Here is a 19832-nt window from a genome sequence, read left to right as displayed (position 1 = left end):
TAACCACTTTTAATAACTAACTTTGAAAACGCTTTTACAGCTCTCGCTGCTATCGTTCGCCAGCTAATCGCCTGGTCACTTTGCCACGGAATCAGGTGGTCAACATCCCCGGAATATCAACCTATACCACTGATACTCCCTAATATTCCGGGCTCGGAACCAGTGGCATCGTACAGGCTAAATTTCAGGCTGGACGATCCGCAATTAATTACTAAAATATATAGTTCTGATCGGTTTGTCATCAAAACAAACCTAAACCGGGGAGCCTCTTTTTTAAATGACAGCCGCCTTTGCGAAAAGTGACAGTGGTCACTAATTCAGTGTTAGTTGTAACAAAATCGCTTTCAATTGCTTGTAATGATGAGCATCATTAATTTCCCTGCGATTTGTCAACTAGCTCCCTCCTTGAATTAGCTGATATTTGTTTCGGCGATCAATTGTCAGGTCCTCACCAATTATGGAAAACACCGCACTATTAATTGCCATTATACAAAATGCGATAGATGGTATCATTACCATTGATGAAAAAGGGACGATTGAACTGATCAATCCGGCAGCATGTGCACTTTTTGATTACGAGTCGGACGAAGTGATTGGGGAAAATGTCAGGATGCTAATGCCGAACCCCGATAAAGACCAGCACGATGATTTTATTTATCGTTACCAGACCACAGGAAAGGCAAACATTATGGGCCTTGGCCGGGAAGTCCTGGGACTGCGGAAAGATGGTACAATTTTCCCTTTTCGCTTAGGCTTGAGCGAGGTACAGTTTTCCGGACGCAGGATATTTACCGGATTTATTCATGACCTCAGTAAGGAAAAGGAAGCCGAACGGCAACTGAAAAAATATGCCGCGCATTTGGAAGAACAGGTTGAAGAACGCACGCTTTCTCTTAAAAAAAGCGTTCAGGCATTAGAAGTGGCCCAAGACGAAATGAGTGTGTTGCTGGATAAAGAAAAAGAATTGAGCTTGTTGAAAAGCCGCTTCGTATCGATGGCCTCCCACGAGTTTCGAACACCGCTGACCTCTGTTAAACTATCAGCTTCATTGATAGAGAAATATGCTGAGCCGCTAAAAAGTGAGCATATTACCAAACATGTAAGTAAAATAAAAAACGCGGTTGGAAACTTGACAACGATTTTAAACGACTTCCTTTCACTTGAAAAACTGGAAGCCGGTAAAGAGGTGGTAACTTATACCGACTTTGACCTGGTGAAATTTTCTGAAGAGATCACAGAAGAAATGCAGGTAATGGCTAAAAAGAACCAGAATATCATCTATCTGCACGAAGGTATAGCCAGTATGGTTAGGCTTGACCAGAACCTGCTGAAAAATTGCATTCATAATTTGATCACCAATGCCATTAAATATTCCGGGGAGAACACATTTATCGATTTTAACACCGAGATCAACGAAACACAGTGCATCATTACCGTAAAAGATAATGGAATCGGCATACCCGAGGCCGACCAGCAACACCTTTTTGAAGCTTTTTTCCGGGCGCACAACACCGGTACGATCCCGGGGACCGGCCTGGGTCTGAACATTGTGACCCGCTATGCAGGCCTGATGAATGGGTCAGTAAAATTTAAAAGTGCAGTTAACGAGGGTACATTATTTACCATTTCATTTCCAAATCATGAGTAAGACAGTGTTAATTATTGAAGACAATGACGACATCCGCGAAAATGTGGTTGAAATACTGGAATTGGCTGGGTTCAAAGTTTATGAAGCTCCTAATGGTAAAATAGGTGTTGACCTGGCAATTCAGTATAAGCCTGAGTTAATCCTTTGCGATATTATGATGCCTGAATTAGATGGTTACGGCGTACTATATATGCTGAATAAGAATCCCGAAATAGAAAATATTCCTTTTATCTTTTTAACTGCCAAAGCGGAACGTTTGGATTTGCGCAAAGGCATGGAAATGGGTGCTGATGACTATCTCACCAAACCTTTTGATGATTTGGAATTGCTAAACGCAATAGATATTCGCTTGAGGAAAAAGGAGCAACAGGAAAAATTTTATAGTAAATCGTTGGACCGGCTGAATAAGTTCATCAGCAAAAAGGATGGCTTGTCTGAACTCAAAAAAGTCATTCAGGAGCGTCGTACGAGGGCATATAAAAAAAACCAGGTCATTTATTATGAAGGCGATCAGGGCAACGGGCTTTATCTTTTGCTTAGCGGGAAGGTTAAAGCTATTAAATTGGCTAAGGACGGGCGCGAACTGATGACCGGTATTTATGGCCCTGATGAATACTTAGGCATTAACGCCATGCTGCTGAAAGAAGAACACGCTGATACCGCTACGGCGATGGAAGATTGCCTGGTATGCCTGATCCCTAAAGATCTGCTGGAACAATTGTTAAGTCAATATCCGGACATCGCCAGGGAATTCATTAAATTGTTAGCTCATGATATACGGGAAAAGGAAGAGCAATGGTTACAAATGGCCTATAACTCGGTAAGGAAAAAAATGGCTGAGGCGATGGTTCGCCTGTATGAGCAACAACCGGAATCGGAACATGGGTTTAAGATCTCCCGCGAAGATCTGGCGGCGATGACCGGTATGGCAACCGAATCAGTGAGCCGGACATTGACCGATTTTAAGGATGAGGGTCTGATCGATAAAAAAGGTGCTGTCATTACAATCTTACGATTAGAAGCGCTCGCTAAAATGAAAAACTGACCAACGTCATATTTATATGCAACGCAACGCACGTTTTAAGCGTTTTGCTAAGCTTATTTTTGTATTAGATAAATACAATACTTATGAAAGCGGTTGCTTATAGTGTCCTGGATTTTGAAAAAGAATACTTTGCCAAAGCCAATAAAAAAAAGCATGACATCACGCTCATTGCCAATCCGCTAACTGTGGACACGGTCCATTATGCGCAAGGGAAAGAAGCCATCATCATGCCGGAAGGTTTTAGAATTCCCGAAGATATTACCCAAAAATTATGCAATATGGGAATAAACTATATCATTACCCGGCCTGCCGGTGCCGATATCTCAAACTTACAGGAAACAGCAGAACAAATTATCAAAGACCTCGATACGGCCAATGAGGATAACCGGCTTTTGCCTGCTTCATAATTTATACTACAATATTTAATTATAAAATCAAATATGAAAACTATTGTCATGATACAGCCGGTAAGCGCTGAAAAATTATTCGACCTGTTAAAAAAGGAATTTCCGGATTATATCAATTCAAAGTTAGATTCCAGCTTGGCAATAGATTTTGCCCACGTTTACGACGTGATCAATGTTTTGTTTCCGGAAGTGATAGAAGGAGTGGCTTTAACGGTAATCATCACAGATAATGAAATAACCGTTTCTAATAACGCGGTTAATGTTATATATAATACAGCACTGCTGGAAGAGCAGCTTATTAATTTTATAACTGATAAGTGTAGCTAATATTTATTAGCTGATTTAATTAACAGCGCAACTTCTCCAAAAGCTTAGTTGAAAAGTTATCTAACACCTTATGAAATGTATAAAAATCAATTTCAGTCACCCCTTTAAAGGCTGGGCCAGTCTCATCCAGTTGAACACCGCCGAGCCTAAAAATTATGATCTTGATAAATAACGACGATTTACTGGAGATACTATCTGTACCTGTCAGACAGGTAAACTGAAGCTGATCCTGTTACTGGCAATAGGATGACAGCAGCTTTTGCTTTCAGCAAACCTTTGAAGTATAACCTTTTTAGGCTCAAAGACGTTAGTTCAATGTTAAGTTATTGAAGAAAAAGATATTACTGGTTAATAGTCGTATATTTGATATGCCCCTTTCCTCTCGACAGGATCAATATTGCTTTTTTTAAAACTTTAATTAATCCTTTATCATGCAGAAAATTATTCCTCATCACATCATTGCTATCGGCGCGTCTGCAGGGGGAATGGAAGAAATTAATTTATTTTTTGATCATACCCCTTTGGATGGGGTGACTTATGTCATTATACAGCACCTATCCTCTGATTTCAAAAGTCGTATGGTGGAACTTTTAGGTAAACACAGTAAACTGGTCGTTTCAGAAGCGGTAGATGGCTCCGAGTTAAAAAGCAACCAGGTATACCTTATTCCTAATGACAAGTTCATGACCATTTCTGGCGGTCGTTTACGCCTGAGTGACAAGACTAAAGTTAAAGGCCCGCATTTGACGATCAACGCATTTTTCAACTCACTGGCTGAAGATTGCGGTAATAAAGCTATCGGTATTGTGCTATCCGGCTTAGGCGCTGACGGTACTGAAGGTATAAAGAACATCAAAAAGGCCGGTGGGATGGTCATCGCCCGGAATCCGGAAACGTCAGAGTTCAACAGTATGCCTTCACACGCGATCGCAACCGGCCTGGTCGATTTTATATTGGAACCGGCCGCGATGCCGGACGTAATAGAAGACTATGTAAAGGAGGGATTGACGGTACTTACTGAACATCCGCATGATGAGAAAAATATTAAGGAGATCGTTGAACTGATCAAAGAGCGGTCGCCGCTCGATTTTTCAGATTATAAATTACCGACCATCCTCAGACGAACCAAACGGCGGGCGAACGAGGGGAACTTTTTATCTTTGGAAAAATATCTGACCTTTTTAAAGTCGAATACAGAAGAGGTGGAAGCGCTTGCTAAGGATTTCCTGATCAGCGTAACATCTTTTTTCAGGGATAAGGAAGCATTTGGCTTTATCCAAAAGAAAATATTACCAGTCGTTTTGGAGAAAGTAGTACCTGGCGAAGAACTGAAAATGTGGGTAGCCGGCTGCGCCACTGGTGAGGAAGCCTATTCGATGGCCATTTTAGTTGCGGAACAACTTACCGGAAAATATAAGGATGTGGTGGTGAAGATATTTGCTACCGACATTGACAGTGTGGCCATGGCCCATGCCGGCAAAGGCATCTATAACAAAGACATCGCAAAACAGGTTTCGGAAGAAAGGCTTGAAAAATATTTTATCAAGGAGGGCGAATGTTACCGCGTAAAGCCTGAGATACGTAACATGGTTATTTTCGCCCAGCATGACCTGGTGAAGAATCCTCCTTATTGTAATATGAACTTCATCAGCTGCCGTAACCTGCTGATCTATATGGCGCCTGTTTTGCAGAAAAAAATCTTTTCAATGATGCTTTTCGGACTAAAAATGGATGGCTATTTATTCCTCGGTTCCAGTGAAAACCCGATACCAATCATCAAGAATCTGGAAGTGGTCAACAAAAAATGGAAGATTTATAGGAACTTAAAAGCGAGAAGGGAGGTGAGCTTCGACGCTTTTACGCTTCCCGAACTGCTGGATATCAAGCGTACACCGGCAATCCGCCGAGAGGAGAATACCCTGAGCAACAGCAATACGGTGTCTGAAGCAATGAATACACAATTAGCCGAACAGCAAGATTATTTCGCAGTATGCATTGATGACAACAATTCTGTGGTTAAATCATATGGTAATACCAAATTCCTCATCAAGCAACATTTCAATTTAAACCTGCCGGAGCAATTACCCAAACCGCTTGCAGTCGCTTTTAGTACCCTGAAACGGAAAGTTGATCAAACCGGAGAGCCTGCAACTTTGAGCGGTATAAAGATTAGACATGAAGGCGTGGTGGTCAAAGTCACATTGGCAATTGATAGGCTAAAAGTAAATAAGAACGAGCAAAAATTACTAATGGTGACCCTTTGCAGTGACGCGCAACAAAATTCCGCTATAGCTGATGATAGCATTTTTGATGAAAAAATATACCAGGATCAATATACCCTGAACCTGGAGGAAGAACTGAAAGAATTGCAGGTGAAATTGCATTCGGCTTATGAGCGGCTGGATGCTTCTAATGAGAACATGCAGTCGTTCAATGAGGAACTCATCTCAGCTAACGAGGAAATGCAAAGTACTAATGAGGAAATGCAATCGGTAAATGAAGAACTGCACACCATCAACGCTGACTATCAATTAAAGAACAAAGAATTACTCGAGATCAACGACGATCTGAATAACTATTTCAGGAGCAACGTCAACGGGCAGTTATTTATCAACAATGACCTGCTTCTCATGAAGTTTTCCCCGGGCGCTGTCAAACAGATCAATCTACTGGAAACAGATATCGGCCGTCCGCTTAGTAATATATCGACTAATATCAAGTTCGAGACCATTATTGAGGATATCAAACAAGTTTTGGCAAAAGGTACTGTTATCACCAAGGAGATCCAAACCAACAATGGCAAATGGTACCAGATTATGACGATGCCTTACGTGCAATTAATCGATGAAAAAAGGAATGGTGCGATAGTTACGTTTAATGACATTACAGAATTGAAGTTCACACAGGTGGAACTGGACCGCAAAAACAAAAGTCTGGAACGGATTAATGCTGACCTTGATAATTTTGTCCATACGGCCTCACATGATCTGCTGGCTCCTTTAGCCAATATTGAGACCAGCATTGGGGTAATGAATTTGATCAAGGTCACCGACCCGGGTTTATCCAAATTTATCACTATCATCAATTCCTCTGTTAGAAAGTTCCGGACATTGATCAACGACATTTCCGTTATCGCCAGAATCGAAGGCGATATGATCAGCATGGAAATGGTAAACATGGAGGAGATCATTGCCAATATTGAATGGAGCTTAGAAGCAAGGATAAAAAAAACCGGTGCTCTAATCACCAAAAACCTGGAAGTTAAAGAAGTACTGTTCTCTAAAAAGAACCTGAGAAGCATCCTCTATAATTTGGTAGCTAATGGTATCAAATTCACAAATGGCAATATTCCGTTGATCCATATCGCCATCTTTAAAGACGCCGAGCACATTATTCTGACTGTTAATGACAATGGCATTGGGATAGCAAAAAATCAGGTGGACATCATTTTTAGCATGTATGGGCGTTTAAATAAAGAACTGGAAGGACAAGGTATCGGATTGTACCTGGCCAAAAAAATAATAGACGCTGCCAATGGGAATATTACCGTTGACAGCGAAATGGGGAAAGGCAGTACTTTTAGTATATTCCTGCCGCTGCCGGTCATGGTCGCGGGTTAAAGCCTGTTCAGCTGGTCACCGTTAATACAACTTATTGCCCCGAAAATAACTAATGATGACGATTCCCAATTAACACCTACAACCATGACGACGTAGAGAATGATCTCATTACCGGCGATTTTTCGTATTTCGCCCAGAAAGAATATTCTGTTTTTTAGTTTTTAACATCATGCAAAATTTTACGAACATCAAGTTCTATGCTCCATATAATATAAATCAGTTGTGTATATCCTACTTAGTGTCGAACAAATTGCGGTCGGAACTACGATCGCTTCTTTGCGTATAGTTTTGGCAGGGGGTACAAATGTAAATTTTGATGAATCACAGACGACGACTTTATTAATTTCTCGTCTATATTCAAAGTTGGAGTAGCAACTGTTGATTCTCTTAAACAGATGTTGACGATTGCTCTGAACGTTTATACCGTTCTACGCATTTAAGCTAAGACATAAGATATTTAATTGTTTACATCTCGTTTTTGGGAGAATTGGTTTTTAATACCATATAAGCGCAATTCTAAAAGGGGATCCAAATTATAAACATCATTATAGGTAATTAACGTTCCTTCGCTCACTTTACAGGTTAAATAGGTAATTACGATTTCTGTGCCTTTTTTCAGGTTAAAGTTTCTCACCTGTTTTGTTTTCATGTTTTTAATTATATTAGAAAGTCTATTAACAGAGCCAGTAGTGACTGATAGCAACTCGGCCAGTTTACCAGCTTGCGCTAACTGAATATTCCCACTAGTGAAGCGTTGCGCCGGTATTTTAAAAGATTGGCGCTCATTTGTGCCGTAAATGGACAAATTGGCTAAAATGAAAACGAAACCCGCGGAATGATTCGGTTGGTTACTGGTGACGGTAAAGCGACTGATAATGTTTTTTGAAACTACAGTGGGAGTTGCCGGATCGCCAATAGTAATATTGAATCTATAGATACTGTCTTTTGAGTGGAGGGTTAGCTCAAACGCTGCCAAATTGATGTCAACGTAAATTGTCGAATCATGTTGAATCCACCTTAATCTTTCCATATTTACAGCCATTGTACGAACAGTGCTGTCAGGAGTATCATAACAATCAAGCTGGTACACCCCTGTTAATAAACGCATGTGCCGTTGCAGGTCGATATATGCAGTCGATTTTGGTTGTGCGAGTTCTATAGCATTCATGAAATTTTCTTGAGTCATAGCGTACTGTAGCATACCCCCGGTAACATCTTTTGGGGTAATCCCCAAGTCAATTTCATCAATTGAATAATACGGATTGAGCTTTCCATAATGCAAATTGTTTATCATCGCTATCATAGCATCTGTAAGCATCATATCAAAAAAAACCTTTTCTCTGATACCCTCGTTACTGCCCAGCTTTACCAACTTATTCAACCTCTGGTATGTCAGTATTTTTGAATGATAATCAGATGGGTTTAACCCGTATTGAATAACGCAGTCTAAAAACATCATTGCTTCCCCTGCATGGGTTTTTACTGTTTCCGGCGCAACAAAAGCCAGCTTGAACCCGGTGTTTCTATAAAATCGCGATACTGACAGCGGGTAATATAAGTCGTATTTATGTTTTGCAAGCTGTGATTTGATCATTTCAGATAAAATGGTGTCTCTTCCTGGGCTGTCGGCCTTGTTGATTTTCAAAATTATACCTGCCGTTTTAGCGTTAGTAATAAAAGAGAGCATCAGGAGTATGGTTATGATGCCCATATTGCCAGGAGCTTTAAAACACGGGCCGGATCTGATAGATTTTTGCATGATGAATTTTGTAAAACACGCGTAGCATGTCAGGCTAAAATACTTGGTAATGGTTAAGGTGAGATAGCATTAAGCGGGCATTACCATCAATGGTATCGATAATTTGCCGGCCATGTTCTGCGTATGGCTTCCGTTCATTAACGAATCAAAGAAACCATGTTGATGGTGATGCATCGCCAACATATCTATCTGCCCATGCTCGCACAACCATTTCAATCCCTTCTCTATATTTTCACTTTTAACAATTCTATAGTGGATATTTGGATAGTCCGCTTTGTTTGATAACTCGGTTAACAAATTATCCATCCATTTTTTTAAGTGTACAGTTTGATGTTGTTCATCTTGAATGTGGACGATAAGAATTTCTGCATTCAATTCTTTAGCCAGTGGAATTAACTTGTACACTTCGCCCAGGTCGCTTTGGGCATTTTCTAAATCAATTGCGAATGCGATCTTTTTTACGGGGTTAGCCTTAGCGTTATTTGGCACAATTATCAAAGTTTGGGTTGCAGCGTCAATCATTCTTTTGCTATGATTTCCTAACATGAAGGTGCTTAGCCCGTCGCTGTGGTGATAGCCCATCACTACCAGGTCTACAAACCCTGTATTTATAATTTGGTTAATAACATCGGGGAGCATCCCGTATTCATTTATAACGGTAACCTCAGGAATAAACCCATCCAAACCGCTATTAAGTTGAAGCCTTTTTTTCAGTTTTGCCAATTCATCTCCACTATCTTTCAGGAGCACATCACTTTCGTACAGAGGCCAAACAATCAAGCCGGCTTGTGGTATTTCAGCGGGGACAGTTACTACATTGCACAAAATAACATTCGCCCTCAACTGTTTAGCCAGGGAATAGCCATAGTCTACGGCATGGGTTGCGTCGGACGAAAAATCTGTTGGTATGAGAATCTTTTTCATGATTTTTTGGTTAACTTCTATTACCAAATCTCATCAATTCGGGGTCGGCAGCTAATGACGCGCGTCATGTTTCGAGGTGACGTTAGACACCAAAGACGCCCTTAAACCAGTGGTTCAAAAAAATATGATGAATTGATAGCTATCATTATTTTTCCTGACGGACAGCATTCCTAAGCCAGCGGATTAGCCTTAGTTTGGTATCGAAAATATTAGAACTGCTATGTTACCTACAGAAAAAACGGGTCTGGCCGAAAAATATAATGTTGCTTTACCGCGCTACACCAGTTACCCAACTATGCCCTTTTGGAATGTTGCCGCTTTTAACACAAATGATTGGAAACAGTCCATAAAACAAAGTTTTTCCGAGAGCAACGCAATGGAAGGAATGAGTTTATATATCCACCTGCCGTTTTGCAAAAATTTGTGTACATACTGTGGCTGCAATACCCGGATCACCAAAAATCACGCGGTAGAACAGCCTTACATCAAAGCCCTGATGCTGGAGTGGACCATGTACCTTAACCTGTTTGAAAAGAAACCTCTCATAAGGGAAATTCACCTGGGTGGCGGTACACCAACTTTTTTTAGTGCAGCACACCTAAAAATACTACTATATGCCATTCTCTTAAATACGGAGATTCACCCGGATGCCCATTTCAGTTTTGAAGCACATCCGGCAAACACCAGCGAAGAACACTTACAAGTATTATATGACCTTGGGTTTCGCCGGCTAAGTTTGGGGATTCAGGATTTTGACCTGAATGTACAGCGGATCATCAACAGGGAGCAGAGCTTTGAACAAGTACAGCAGGTAACGCTGGCTGCCCGTAAGATAGGTTATACATCCATCAATTTTGATTTGATATATGGTTTGCCCTTACAAACGGTAACCGGGCTCACCCGAACTATAGAAATGGTATCGGAACTAATGCCCGACCGGATTGCCTTTTACAGTTATGCCCATGTACCATGGCTAAAACCCGGGCAACGGAGTTTTACCGAACAGCACCTGCCGGATGCGGCTGCAAAAAAAGCGCTGCACCAAACCGGCCGCGATTTGCTGAATAGTTTCGGGTACCTGGAGATTGGTATGGATCATTTTGCCTTGCCCGCCGATGAATTGTTTACCGCCATGAATAACGGTAAGCTATACCGGAATTTTATGGGGTATACCGATCAGCACACCCAATTGTTAATAGGGCTTGGTGTATCCGCTATCAGCGACTCCGGGTATGCATTTGCACAAAATGTAAAGACTGTGGAAGAATACCTTGAGCTGGTAGCCAATGGCAAATTCCCCGTGTTTAAAGGACATTTGCTCACCAGAGATGACCTGATAATTCGCAAACATGTTCAAAATATCATGTGCAAAGGAAAAACATCATGGAATCATCACCTCGAGCCTTGCCTTTCGCTGTTTGCCGGTTTGGAACGTTTAGAGATTTTGGCGAATGACGGCCTTATTGAATTGAACTCCAGAGGATTAAAAGTTACTTCGATAGGTAATGGATATTTGCGAAATATCTGTATGGCGATCGATGCCAGGTTATGGGCACAGCGGCCCGATACGCAGCTATTCAGTATGGCAATATAACGCCGATTTATTGATTTTAGTGGCAAATAGTTGCGCCGGAAGATTTAATCTCGGGGCTGAGATAAGGGATATTTAAATTCATCCCCCGTAACAGGAACCAAATGCCAAGGCAAACCATGATATAAGGCATCGTTTGATTGATTCGGCGGCGAACAGATGGTCCAATAAACCCTGAGCTGAGAGTAGCTAACAACATTAGCGGAAAAGTACCCATACCAAACCAAAACATATATTGCGCCGCGGAAGGGGCCGAAAGCGTATTAACTGCACCAACCAAAGCCAGGTAAACAAAACCACAGGGTAAAAAGCCATTCAATATACCCACTATCAGGTGACCTGCTTTATGTTTAAGCGCGTAGGACAGAAGCCCGTTTACGGGCGATAAAAACCTTGATATAAAGGTTCCCTGCCCGAGGCGTATTTTAAGCAAGCGAGATAAGCCAGCTAAAATGATCAATACGCCGCTGAACAAGCTAACACCCTGCTGAAAGCCGGCCAACCAGAGTTGTTTACCCAGTAAACCGATAAGGAAACCTAACAAAGAGTAGGTAATGACTCGGCCAAGGTTATAAATTATTTTATCCCCTACAATCAACCACCACTTGGTTTGGAAGGATGGAATAGCCAGCGCCAGTGGTCCGCACATACCTATACAATGTACGCTGCCAAACAAACCTATAAAGAAAGCGATGCTATTCTGGTTCATTTAATGTCGATTTTTTGTTGGTATAAATAGGCTTTATGACTGCTTTCCCAATTTATTACAATTTGCCAGCGGCCAACAGCCATGGATCCAGCGGGAATAGCAATGTTTTTTCCGGCCGTGCTGTCCAATTTGATCTCATTGTCTAATGCCTCATTTGACGGGCGAACGAATTTGATGGTGCCGGCAGCGGGCTTATTAAATAGTACATTGATCATTTTCCCCGAGACCGTAATAACCGGCGAAGCATGATCCGTTTGAACCTGTTTCTCTTTTTTAAAATCCTTGTCAAAGTTCAAGCCCTTTTCGTAATACTGGTGGTCGTAGCCATCTTCGGGCGCCATAAACATGTAAATACACATGCTCAATATAAAAAGCATAAACAGCACCATTCCCCCTATAATTCCTTTTCCCCAATTCATATGATCAATCGTTTACTGGACCTACAAAGGCTGTTTTTACTGTTTGCATAACTTTATGGTTTTGGATGAGTTGTAAGCTCACGGTTGTTTTTGCTTTATGTATCCGGCTCTCGGGGATGAGTAAAAAGAAAACCGTTTTTACAGATGTTCCTCCACCGACCGTGCCGGGTGCCTGGATGTAATTAACCTTAACAGCCGGGTCAACCGGCTGTATAATTATTTCCGTTGGTATTTTGGTTTTGTTGATGATCTCTGCATTATATATGTTACTGATGTAGCCACCGGGTTGTTCCTGGTAAAGCATGCCTGCGCCGCGCATTACAGTCATATTTAAATCGCTACGGCTAAAAATGAAGTAGCAAAGTACCGTCATCATGATAGCGATTACAGCGGTGTAGGCTTTCATCCTGCCGGTAAAACTGGGCTTTACCTGGTTTTGGATCATGTTTTCAGAAAAAAAGCCAACAAGGTTTAAAGGTTTTTTAATTTTGATCATCACCTCATTGCAAACATCGATGCAGGCGGTGCAGTTGATACACTCCATCTGTGTACCGTTACGAATATCTATACCTGTTGGGCAAACGGCTACGCATAAACCACAGTCTACGCAATCACCCTTAACCGGGATTGCCTCAGCGTTTTTCGATAATTTACCCCGCGGCTCTCCACGCTTATCATCGTACGCCACTACCAGCGTGTCACGGTCAAGTAACACGCCCTGCAGCCTTCCGTATGGGCAAATTACTGTGCAAACCAGTTCCCGTACCTGGCTGTATACCAGGTAAAATATAATGGTGAATACGCAGAGACTGATAAAGCCTACCGGGTGCGCAGCAATAGGCTGGGAAATTATATTCAATAAACTGTCGCTCCCAATTACATAAGCTAAAAAAGTGTTGGCAATTAAAAATGAAAACAATAAAAAAAGCAGGTGCTTTGCCGTTTTCTTCATCGCTTTTTTATTATTCAACGGCTCAGCATCCAAAGCTTTACGTTTCCCGGCATCACCTTCTATCCAGTATTCTATCTTGCGGAAAACCATCTCCATAAAAATGGTTTGCGGGCAGATCCATCCGCAGAATACCCGCCCAAAAACAATGGTGAATAACACCACGCAAACCAGGAAAACGAGTGTAGCCAGTACGAATAAAAAGATATCCTGTGGCCAAAAAACCTGCCCCAGTATTACAAATTGCCTGTCCATAAAGTTAAGCAGCAACAAAGGCTGGCTATTTATGCGAACAAAGGGCCCGGCAAAAAAAGCGATCAAATAAACATAACTGGTAAGGCTGCGCCATTTGTATAATGGCCCCTTGCGCAGCAGCGGATACATCCACCTCCGTTCTCCCGTTTCCTTCACCGCCAATAATGCATCCATACTATTTATTTGCTGCAAGCTTTTCACTTGCTTCATCTTTGGTGCCCTGTGCTTCTTTAGCGCCGGCAGGCTTGGTGCCTTGCAATGATTTTACGTAGTTGGCAACATCAGCTATTTGCTTTGGCGAGAGTTGTTTTTCCCAAGTCGGCATTCCCTTGGCCAGAACGCCATATTTAATGGTTTTAAACAGGTCACTGATCTTGCCGCCGTGCAGCCAATAGTCATCTGTAAGGTTTGGCCCAACACTTCCTTCGGCATGTTCGCCATGGCAAGGCTTACAGTTTTGGATAAATATGACCTGCCCTGCTTTCAACATTTCGGGGTCCCTTTCTAATTTTACTGTATTTTCGTCTACCTGGTTTGCAGCCTTGCTGAGGTATAGCTTCTTAGCTACGGCCGCCTGTGCCATTTCGGTATTATACTCTTCATATTGCAATTGCCCGAAGTGGAAAACATGATAAGTTAAAAGATACCCCCCTGCAAAAATGATGCTGGCATAAAACAGGTACATAAACCATCCAGGAATTGGGTTATCCAATTCCTGGATGCCGTCGTAATCATGCGCTATCAGTAAGTCTTTTTCTTCAGCCATTGGCCTTAGCGACAGTAATTTATTCCAGGCCTCACCTTTGGGTTTTTTCTCTTTTTTGGCAGGATGCATTTCGGCTTTTATCTGCTCGTTTGTATATCCCTGTGCTTTTAGCGCGATCTTTGTCAGCACGGTAAATGTTCGTAACAACATTAGCATCGCTAATAGGATAACGATCAAAACGGTCACAAATGCGCCATATCCTATATAATTCTGTATATCGCCCGATGTTATAGTGTCGTCCGCAGCGCTCGCCCTAACGGAAGTTCCAAGTAACAGGATCGATAAAATGATACGGAAAACTCTCATAATTCATTATTATTAAGCGTTTCTCCATTGCCGTCGTGCAGCGGCAGGTCACTCATATTGATTACATGGTTTTTATTCATTTTGACGAGCATAATAGTGACTACAACAAAAAAAACGAAGAATATAGCCAGCGAAAAAAGCAGGTAACCCTGGTTAGCGGTGATGTTTTCTGTGAATTGTTTAAACATGGTATCGTTTATTTATTACCGGATTTATTCGCTTTAATATCCATCCCCAACCGTTGCAGGTAAGCAATAATGGCAATGATCTCTTTGTTGCTTTTTACTTTGATGTGGTCTTTCGCCAAATTTTCAGAAATTTCTTTAGCCTGTTTGTCCAGGTCTTTATTGGCCAGGTTTTCGTAACCTATCGTGTACGGAACACCGAGCGTACGCATAGCGTTGATCTTCGCTGCTGTGGTAGTGGTATCCAGTTTCTGCGAGATCAGCCAATCGTAATTAGGCATGATACTACCGGGCGACATCAGCCTCGGGTCCATCAGGTGATTATAATGCCAGGCATTGCCATATTTTTGACCTTCCCGCGCTAAATCTGGCCCTGTTCTTTTAGATCCCCATAAAAACGGGTGATCGTATACAAACTCGCCGGCTTTGCTGTATTCTCCATAACGTTCTGTTTCCGAGCGGAAGGGCCGTACCGTTTGCGAGTGGCAATTAACACAACCTTCCCGCATATAAATATCCCGCCCCTGTAGCTCCAGTGGTGTATAAGGTTTTACGCTGGCTATGGTGGGGATATTAGATTTAATGGTGAGCGTTGGCATCAATTCAACAAAAGTCCCTACGAGAATTACCAGTAACGCTATGATCATCATTTGGATGGGTTTACGTTCCAGTGCGCGGTGCCAGGTGCCTTCTTTTATAATGGTGTTTGCAGGTGCCAGTGGCATTGCCTGGGCAGCTTCGTTGGCAACTAAACTTCCCTGCAGCATGGTGCGGGCTAAATTATAGGCCATTACTATCACGCCTAACAGGTACATTGCACCACCTGCAGAACGCATCATGTGCATAGGGAGGATTTGCAAAGTGGTCTCTAAAAAGTTGGGATATTTTAGCATACCTTCGGGCGTAAATTCTTTCAGCATCAGGCTTTGTGTAAAGCCGGCCCAGTACATAGGGATGGCATAAAATAATATACCCAGTGTGCCTATCCAAAAGTGGAAAGCCGATAGTTTTTTAGAGAAAAGCTCTGTTTTATAAATGCGGGGTATAACCCAGTACAGTATAGCGAAGGTTAAGAAGCCATTCCAGCCCAGGGCGCCAACGTGTACATGGGCAATTATCCAATCGCTGAAATGGGCGAAGCCGTTAACTTGTTTCAAAGAAAGCATCGGCCCTTCAAAAGTGGCCATGCCATACGCTGTTAAACCAACTACCATAAATTTCAACACTACATCATCACGCACTTTATCCCAGGCTCCGCGCAGCGTTAGCAAGCCATTGATCATACCGCCCCAGCTTGGTGCGATAAGCATAATGGAGAACGCGATGCCCAGTGATTGTGCCCAGTCCGGCAGACTTGTATACAATAAATGGTGAGGCCCGGCCCAGATGTAAATGAATATCAGCGCCCAAAAGTGCAGAATACTTAATTTGTAGGAGTAAATTGGCCGGTTAGCCATTTTTGGCAGAAAATAATACATCATACCCAGGTATGGCGTGGTAAGAAAAAAGGCTACGGCGTTATGGCCGTACCACCATTGCACCAGTGCGTCTTGTACCCCCGCGTAAACATAATAGCTTTTCCATGTAGATATGGGCAATTCAACGGAGTTAACGATATGCAATACCGCTATGGTAACAAAGGTGGCGATGTAAAACCATATAGCTACGTACAAATGTCTCTCTCGCCGTTTAATTATTGTCCCGAACATGTTGATCCCAAAGACAACCCAAATCAGGGTAATAGCGATATCTATAGGCCATTCCAGTTCAGCGTATTCATGGGAGGTGGTTAGCCCCAATGGTAAGGTAATGACGGCAGACACAATGATGAGTTGCCATCCCCAAAAATGGACCTTGCTTAACCAGTCGCTGTACATGCGTGCTTTTAACAGCCGTTGCAATGAGTAATATACGCCCATAAATATGGCATTACCCACAAAGGCGAAGATCACAGCATTGGTATGCAAGGGACGGATGCGGCCATAAGTGGTATACTGGTTATTCATGTTCATACCTGGGGCGTACAACTGTATGGCAATAATGAGCCCCACCGTCATCCCGATGATGCCCCAAATAACGGTTGCTATACCAAAATTGCGGACGATCTTATTGTCGTAGTAAAATTTATCAGGCTGCATAGTATGTTTTATGATGTGGTAAAATTAAGATGAGGCGAGTTAGTAAACAGTGATTAGGGTTAGCCGTATGTATGATAAGGGTCACTTTTCTTCCGGCGACTCTGGTTCATCATCTAGCAGTATCCGCATAGACGGTGTGTATAGATCGTCATTCTGCCCGCTCCGCTGCGCCCAAAAGAAGGCGGCTAAAAAGATCAGGGCGAGCAATACGCTGCAGCCGATAAGGAAGTATATAATGTTCATATCAGCGCTCTCCTTTTGGCAGCGAAATGAGTGGCCAAACTTGTAAAAGAGATGATGGTTGCGGTACTTAAAGGCATTAAAACCGCAGCGGTAAGGGGGGACAGCATCCCGGTGACGGCGTAGCTGAGCCCGATTATGTTATAAGTGAGCGAAATGAAAAAAGAAAAATGGACAATTTTGACAGTATCTTTAGAAAATCGTAAAAACGCCGGCAATTTACTGAACGAGCGCCCATCCATAATGGCATCGCTGCCCGGCGAAAAATTGTTAACATCATCAGTAATTGCTATCCCAAGATCGCTTTGCTTTAAAGCGCCCGCATCGTTCAGCCCATCGCCCATCATAATCACGCGCCGGCCCTGTCTCTGTAATGCCTGCACAAAATCTAACTTCTGCTGCGGCGACTGGTTAAAATGCATATCGGGGGTTTCCTTGAAAAAATGACCAAGCTGTTCACGTTCATGGTCCTGGTCGCCGGATAGTAAGAATGTCTTATAAGTGGGGTGTAGTACGGTTAAATTTTCCATACCCTCACGGTAACGGTGCGAAAACTCAAAAAAGCCCAGTGCTTCATTATCAATCATTAGATAAGCCCTGCTTGCTTTTGCGTCTATCTCTTTGTAACCTAGTACCAGTTTATAACTACCCACACGCACCCTGTGCCCGGCTATAGTCGCCAATATGCCTAAGTTTGGTACTTCAGAATAACGTGCTATGCTTAACCGGTTCTGGTTACCCAGGTATTGACAGATCATCCGGCTTATTGGATGTGTTGAATTGATACAAGCGCTATAGATCAGTTGTTGTTCTTTTGCCGATAAAACGGCTTCCATTTTTATCTCATTGGTATTGCCCGTAGTGATAGTACCCGTTTTGTCAAAGACAATTGTATCTATAGCGGCCATTTGTTCAACAACTGCTACGTTTTTCAGGTAGAAGAAATTCCGGTCGAAAATGGAAAGTGCCGCCGACATGGTGAAGGGGGTGCTTAAGGCAAGCGCACAGGGGCAAGCCACTATCAATACCGCGGTAAAGGCAGCGAAGCCCCGCCGCAGATCTGTTGGAAGCCAAAACAAAAGAGAACCGAAAGCAATGGCCAGCAATACTATCGTGAAATATTTACTTACCCTCTCGTTAAAGGTTTGCTTACCGTTGTCATTTTGGCGGGTGAAAGCTTCGTTGTTCCAAAGCTGGGTAAGGTAACTTTGATACACGGGTTTTATCACCTCCAGTTCAATAGCACCGCCGGTTTGCCTGCCTCCGGCGTAAACTACTTCGCCAAGCGTTTTCTTTACGGGTACGCTTTCGCCGGTAACAAAACTAAAATCTATCAGCGCTTCGCCATTCAATAATATAGCATCCGCAGGAATGATCTCGTTATGCCTGATCAGCATGCGGTTACCGGTTTGTAGTTGTGCTAAGGGGATAGCTTTTGTAATATCATCAATTATAACATAAACGGCTACCGGGAAAAACGACCGGTAATCCCGATCGAACGAGATATGATGATAGGTTTTTTGCTGGACGAATTTACCCACCAGTAAGAAGAACACCAGCCCGCAAAGTGTATCAGCGAAGCCGGCGCCCGCTTGGGTCGCCACTTCAACCGCTGTCCGTATGAAAAGCACGGCAATTCCCAGGGCCAGCGGAAAATCTATCCCAAATAGCTTTTTCTTAAGGTTTTGCCAGGCGGCAACAAAGTAGCCCCGGCCGCTATAAAATACCACGGGCAGGGAAAATAAAACGTTTAGCCACCCGAAAAAGTGCTTGAATGTAGCTTCGTATGCGCTGATGCCAAAATATTCGGGGAAACTTAACAGCATTACGTTCCCGAAACAAAATCCGGCTACGGCTATCTTTTGTACAAGGTTGTCCTTAGTAGTACGATTCTGTTTTTTTATAACGTCTTGCAGGCTAATAAGGGGTTCGTAGCCTATATCATAAAGTATCTCCACTATCTGGCGCAGGCTTAGCTGTTGATGATCGAAACGGATATTCAATTGCTTTTTCAAAAAATCAACCCTACAGTAGTGGACAGCAGGGTTCATCTTATTTAATTGCTCCAGCAACCAAAGGCAGGAGCTGCAATGGATATGCGGAATAAAAAAGGTAACAATAGTTACCTGGCTGTCGGTATAATCTATCAGTTCGCTGCTGATCTCCGGGGAATTTAAATACTCGAAGCGTTTATCTGTGCGGGCCCGCGTAGCGCCGGGATGATCGTTATAGCTATAATAATTATCCATTTTACTTGCCGACAAGATTTCGAAAACGATTTTACAGCCATGGCAGCAAAAACTTTTCTCCTCGACAACATACTCATGTGTAATACAGCTATCTCCGCAATGGTAACAAGCAGTTTTCTCTATGGTGATATCTTGACGCATCTGCAATTGGTTTAATGGCCAAATCTGCGAATTTGGCCTTCCATAGATGGTGACCACCAATACGCCAAAAAGTGACTGTAGTCAGTTTTAAAAGCTTTGGCCGTAGGTAACTTTGGCAATTGAAATTGCTGATCAAAGCCATTTCTTGTCTAAT

General features: G+C 42.6%; 17 protein-coding genes. 6 read left to right on the top strand and 11 right to left on the bottom strand.

Annotated features, from left to right (window positions below):
- Positions 1–116 precede the first annotated feature (116 nt).
- Positions 117–242, bottom strand: a complete 126-nt coding sequence (locus EPL05_RS09975) for a hypothetical protein (RefSeq protein ID WP_128533786.1) — start codon at positions 240–242, stop codon at positions 117–119.
- 215 nt (positions 243–457) lie between these two features.
- Here EPL05_RS09975 and EPL05_RS09970 point away from each other — a divergent pair, with 215 nt between their 5' ends.
- The 5 genes from EPL05_RS09970 (at position 458) to EPL05_RS09950 (ending at position 7047) form a co-directional block, all read left to right on the top strand.
- Positions 458–1648, top strand: coding sequence for a PAS domain-containing sensor histidine kinase (locus EPL05_RS09970; RefSeq protein WP_128533785.1), 1191 nt, complete (start codon positions 458–460; stop codon positions 1646–1648).
- On the top strand, positions 1641–2693 hold the full coding sequence (locus EPL05_RS09965; protein WP_128533784.1) for a response regulator: 1053 nt from the start codon (positions 1641–1643) through the stop codon (positions 2691–2693). The genes EPL05_RS09970 and EPL05_RS09965 overlap by 8 nt, the downstream gene beginning before the upstream one ends.
- Before the next feature lie 83 nt (positions 2694–2776).
- Complete coding sequence (locus tag EPL05_RS09960) at positions 2777–3100, top strand: Rossmann-fold NAD(P)-binding domain-containing protein (RefSeq protein ID WP_128533783.1); 324 nt, start codon at positions 2777–2779, stop codon at positions 3098–3100.
- Positions 3101–3133: 33 nt separating this feature from the next.
- Positions 3134–3427 carry a hypothetical protein gene (locus EPL05_RS09955; protein ID WP_128533782.1) on the top strand — a complete coding sequence of 98 codons (294 nt, stop codon included), beginning with the start codon at positions 3134–3136 and terminating at the stop codon, positions 3425–3427.
- Between the two features lie 431 nt (positions 3428–3858).
- Positions 3859–7047 (top strand): chemotaxis protein CheB, encoded by a 3189-nt coding sequence (locus EPL05_RS09950; protein ID WP_128533781.1) that lies wholly within the window; start codon positions 3859–3861, stop codon positions 7045–7047.
- Between the two features lie 457 nt (positions 7048–7504).
- On the opposite strand, the gene EPL05_RS09945 is transcribed toward EPL05_RS09950, so the two are convergent.
- The gene (locus EPL05_RS09945; RefSeq protein WP_128533780.1) at positions 7505–8806 is read right to left on the bottom strand and encodes a L,D-transpeptidase scaffold domain-containing protein; all 1302 of its coding nucleotides are present in this window, start codon (positions 8804–8806) and stop codon (positions 7505–7507) included.
- Between the two features lie 69 nt (positions 8807–8875).
- Positions 8876–9730, bottom strand: coding sequence for a universal stress protein (locus tag EPL05_RS09940; protein ID WP_128533779.1), 855 nt, complete (start codon positions 9728–9730; stop codon positions 8876–8878).
- A 220-nt stretch (positions 9731–9950) separates the two neighbouring features.
- On the opposite strand from EPL05_RS09940, the gene hemN reads away from it, so the two are divergent.
- Positions 9951–11324 carry an oxygen-independent coproporphyrinogen III oxidase gene (gene hemN / locus EPL05_RS09935; RefSeq protein ID WP_128533778.1) on the top strand — a complete coding sequence of 458 codons (1374 nt, stop codon included), beginning with the start codon at positions 9951–9953 and terminating at the stop codon, positions 11322–11324.
- A gap of 16 nt (positions 11325–11340) precedes the next feature.
- Here hemN and EPL05_RS09930 read toward each other — a convergent pair whose 3' ends face one another.
- The 8 genes from EPL05_RS09930 to EPL05_RS09895 form a co-directional block, all read right to left on the bottom strand.
- Positions 11341–12030 (bottom strand): sulfite exporter TauE/SafE family protein, encoded by a 690-nt coding sequence (locus EPL05_RS09930; RefSeq protein ID WP_128533777.1) that lies wholly within the window; start codon positions 12028–12030, stop codon positions 11341–11343.
- On the bottom strand, positions 12027–12449 hold the full coding sequence (locus EPL05_RS09925; protein WP_128533776.1) for a FixH family protein: 423 nt from the start codon (positions 12447–12449) through the stop codon (positions 12027–12029). The genes EPL05_RS09930 and EPL05_RS09925 overlap by 4 nt, the downstream gene beginning before the upstream one ends.
- Before the next feature lie 4 nt (positions 12450–12453).
- Positions 12454–13863 carry a cytochrome c oxidase accessory protein CcoG gene (gene ccoG, locus EPL05_RS09920; RefSeq protein WP_243837260.1) on the bottom strand — a complete coding sequence of 470 codons (1410 nt, stop codon included), beginning with the start codon at positions 13861–13863 and terminating at the stop codon, positions 12454–12456.
- Positions 13829–14725: a cbb3-type cytochrome c oxidase N-terminal domain-containing protein gene (locus EPL05_RS09915; RefSeq protein ID WP_128533775.1), complete on the bottom strand. Its 897-nt coding sequence runs from the start codon at positions 14723–14725 to the stop codon at positions 13829–13831. Before EPL05_RS09915 ends, ccoG begins: the two co-directional genes overlap by 35 nt.
- A complete protein-coding gene (locus tag EPL05_RS09910; RefSeq protein ID WP_128533774.1) occupies positions 14722–14913 on the bottom strand; it encodes a hypothetical protein in 192 nt (63 codons plus the stop codon). The genes EPL05_RS09915 and EPL05_RS09910 overlap by 4 nt, the downstream gene beginning before the upstream one ends.
- A gap of 8 nt (positions 14914–14921) precedes the next feature.
- The gene (ccoN, locus tag EPL05_RS09905) at positions 14922–17048 is read right to left on the bottom strand and encodes a cytochrome-c oxidase, cbb3-type subunit I (protein ID WP_128533773.1); all 2127 of its coding nucleotides are present in this window, start codon (positions 17046–17048) and stop codon (positions 14922–14924) included.
- A gap of 81 nt (positions 17049–17129) precedes the next feature.
- Complete coding sequence (ccoS, locus tag EPL05_RS09900; RefSeq protein WP_128533772.1) at positions 17130–17291, bottom strand: cbb3-type cytochrome oxidase assembly protein CcoS; 162 nt, start codon at positions 17289–17291, stop codon at positions 17130–17132.
- Positions 17288–19678: a heavy metal translocating P-type ATPase gene (locus tag EPL05_RS09895; protein WP_208394713.1), complete on the bottom strand. Its 2391-nt coding sequence runs from the start codon at positions 19676–19678 to the stop codon at positions 17288–17290. The genes ccoS and EPL05_RS09895 overlap by 4 nt, the downstream gene beginning before the upstream one ends.
- Positions 19679–19832 lie beyond the last annotated feature (154 nt).

The sequence above is a fragment of the Mucilaginibacter gilvus genome (genome assembly GCF_004054195.1).
Taxonomy (GTDB): Bacteria; Bacteroidota; Bacteroidia; order Sphingobacteriales; family Sphingobacteriaceae; genus Mucilaginibacter; species Mucilaginibacter gilvus.
Note: the sequence above shows the minus strand (reverse complement) of the source record. Positions and strands in the feature narration are given on the sequence as shown.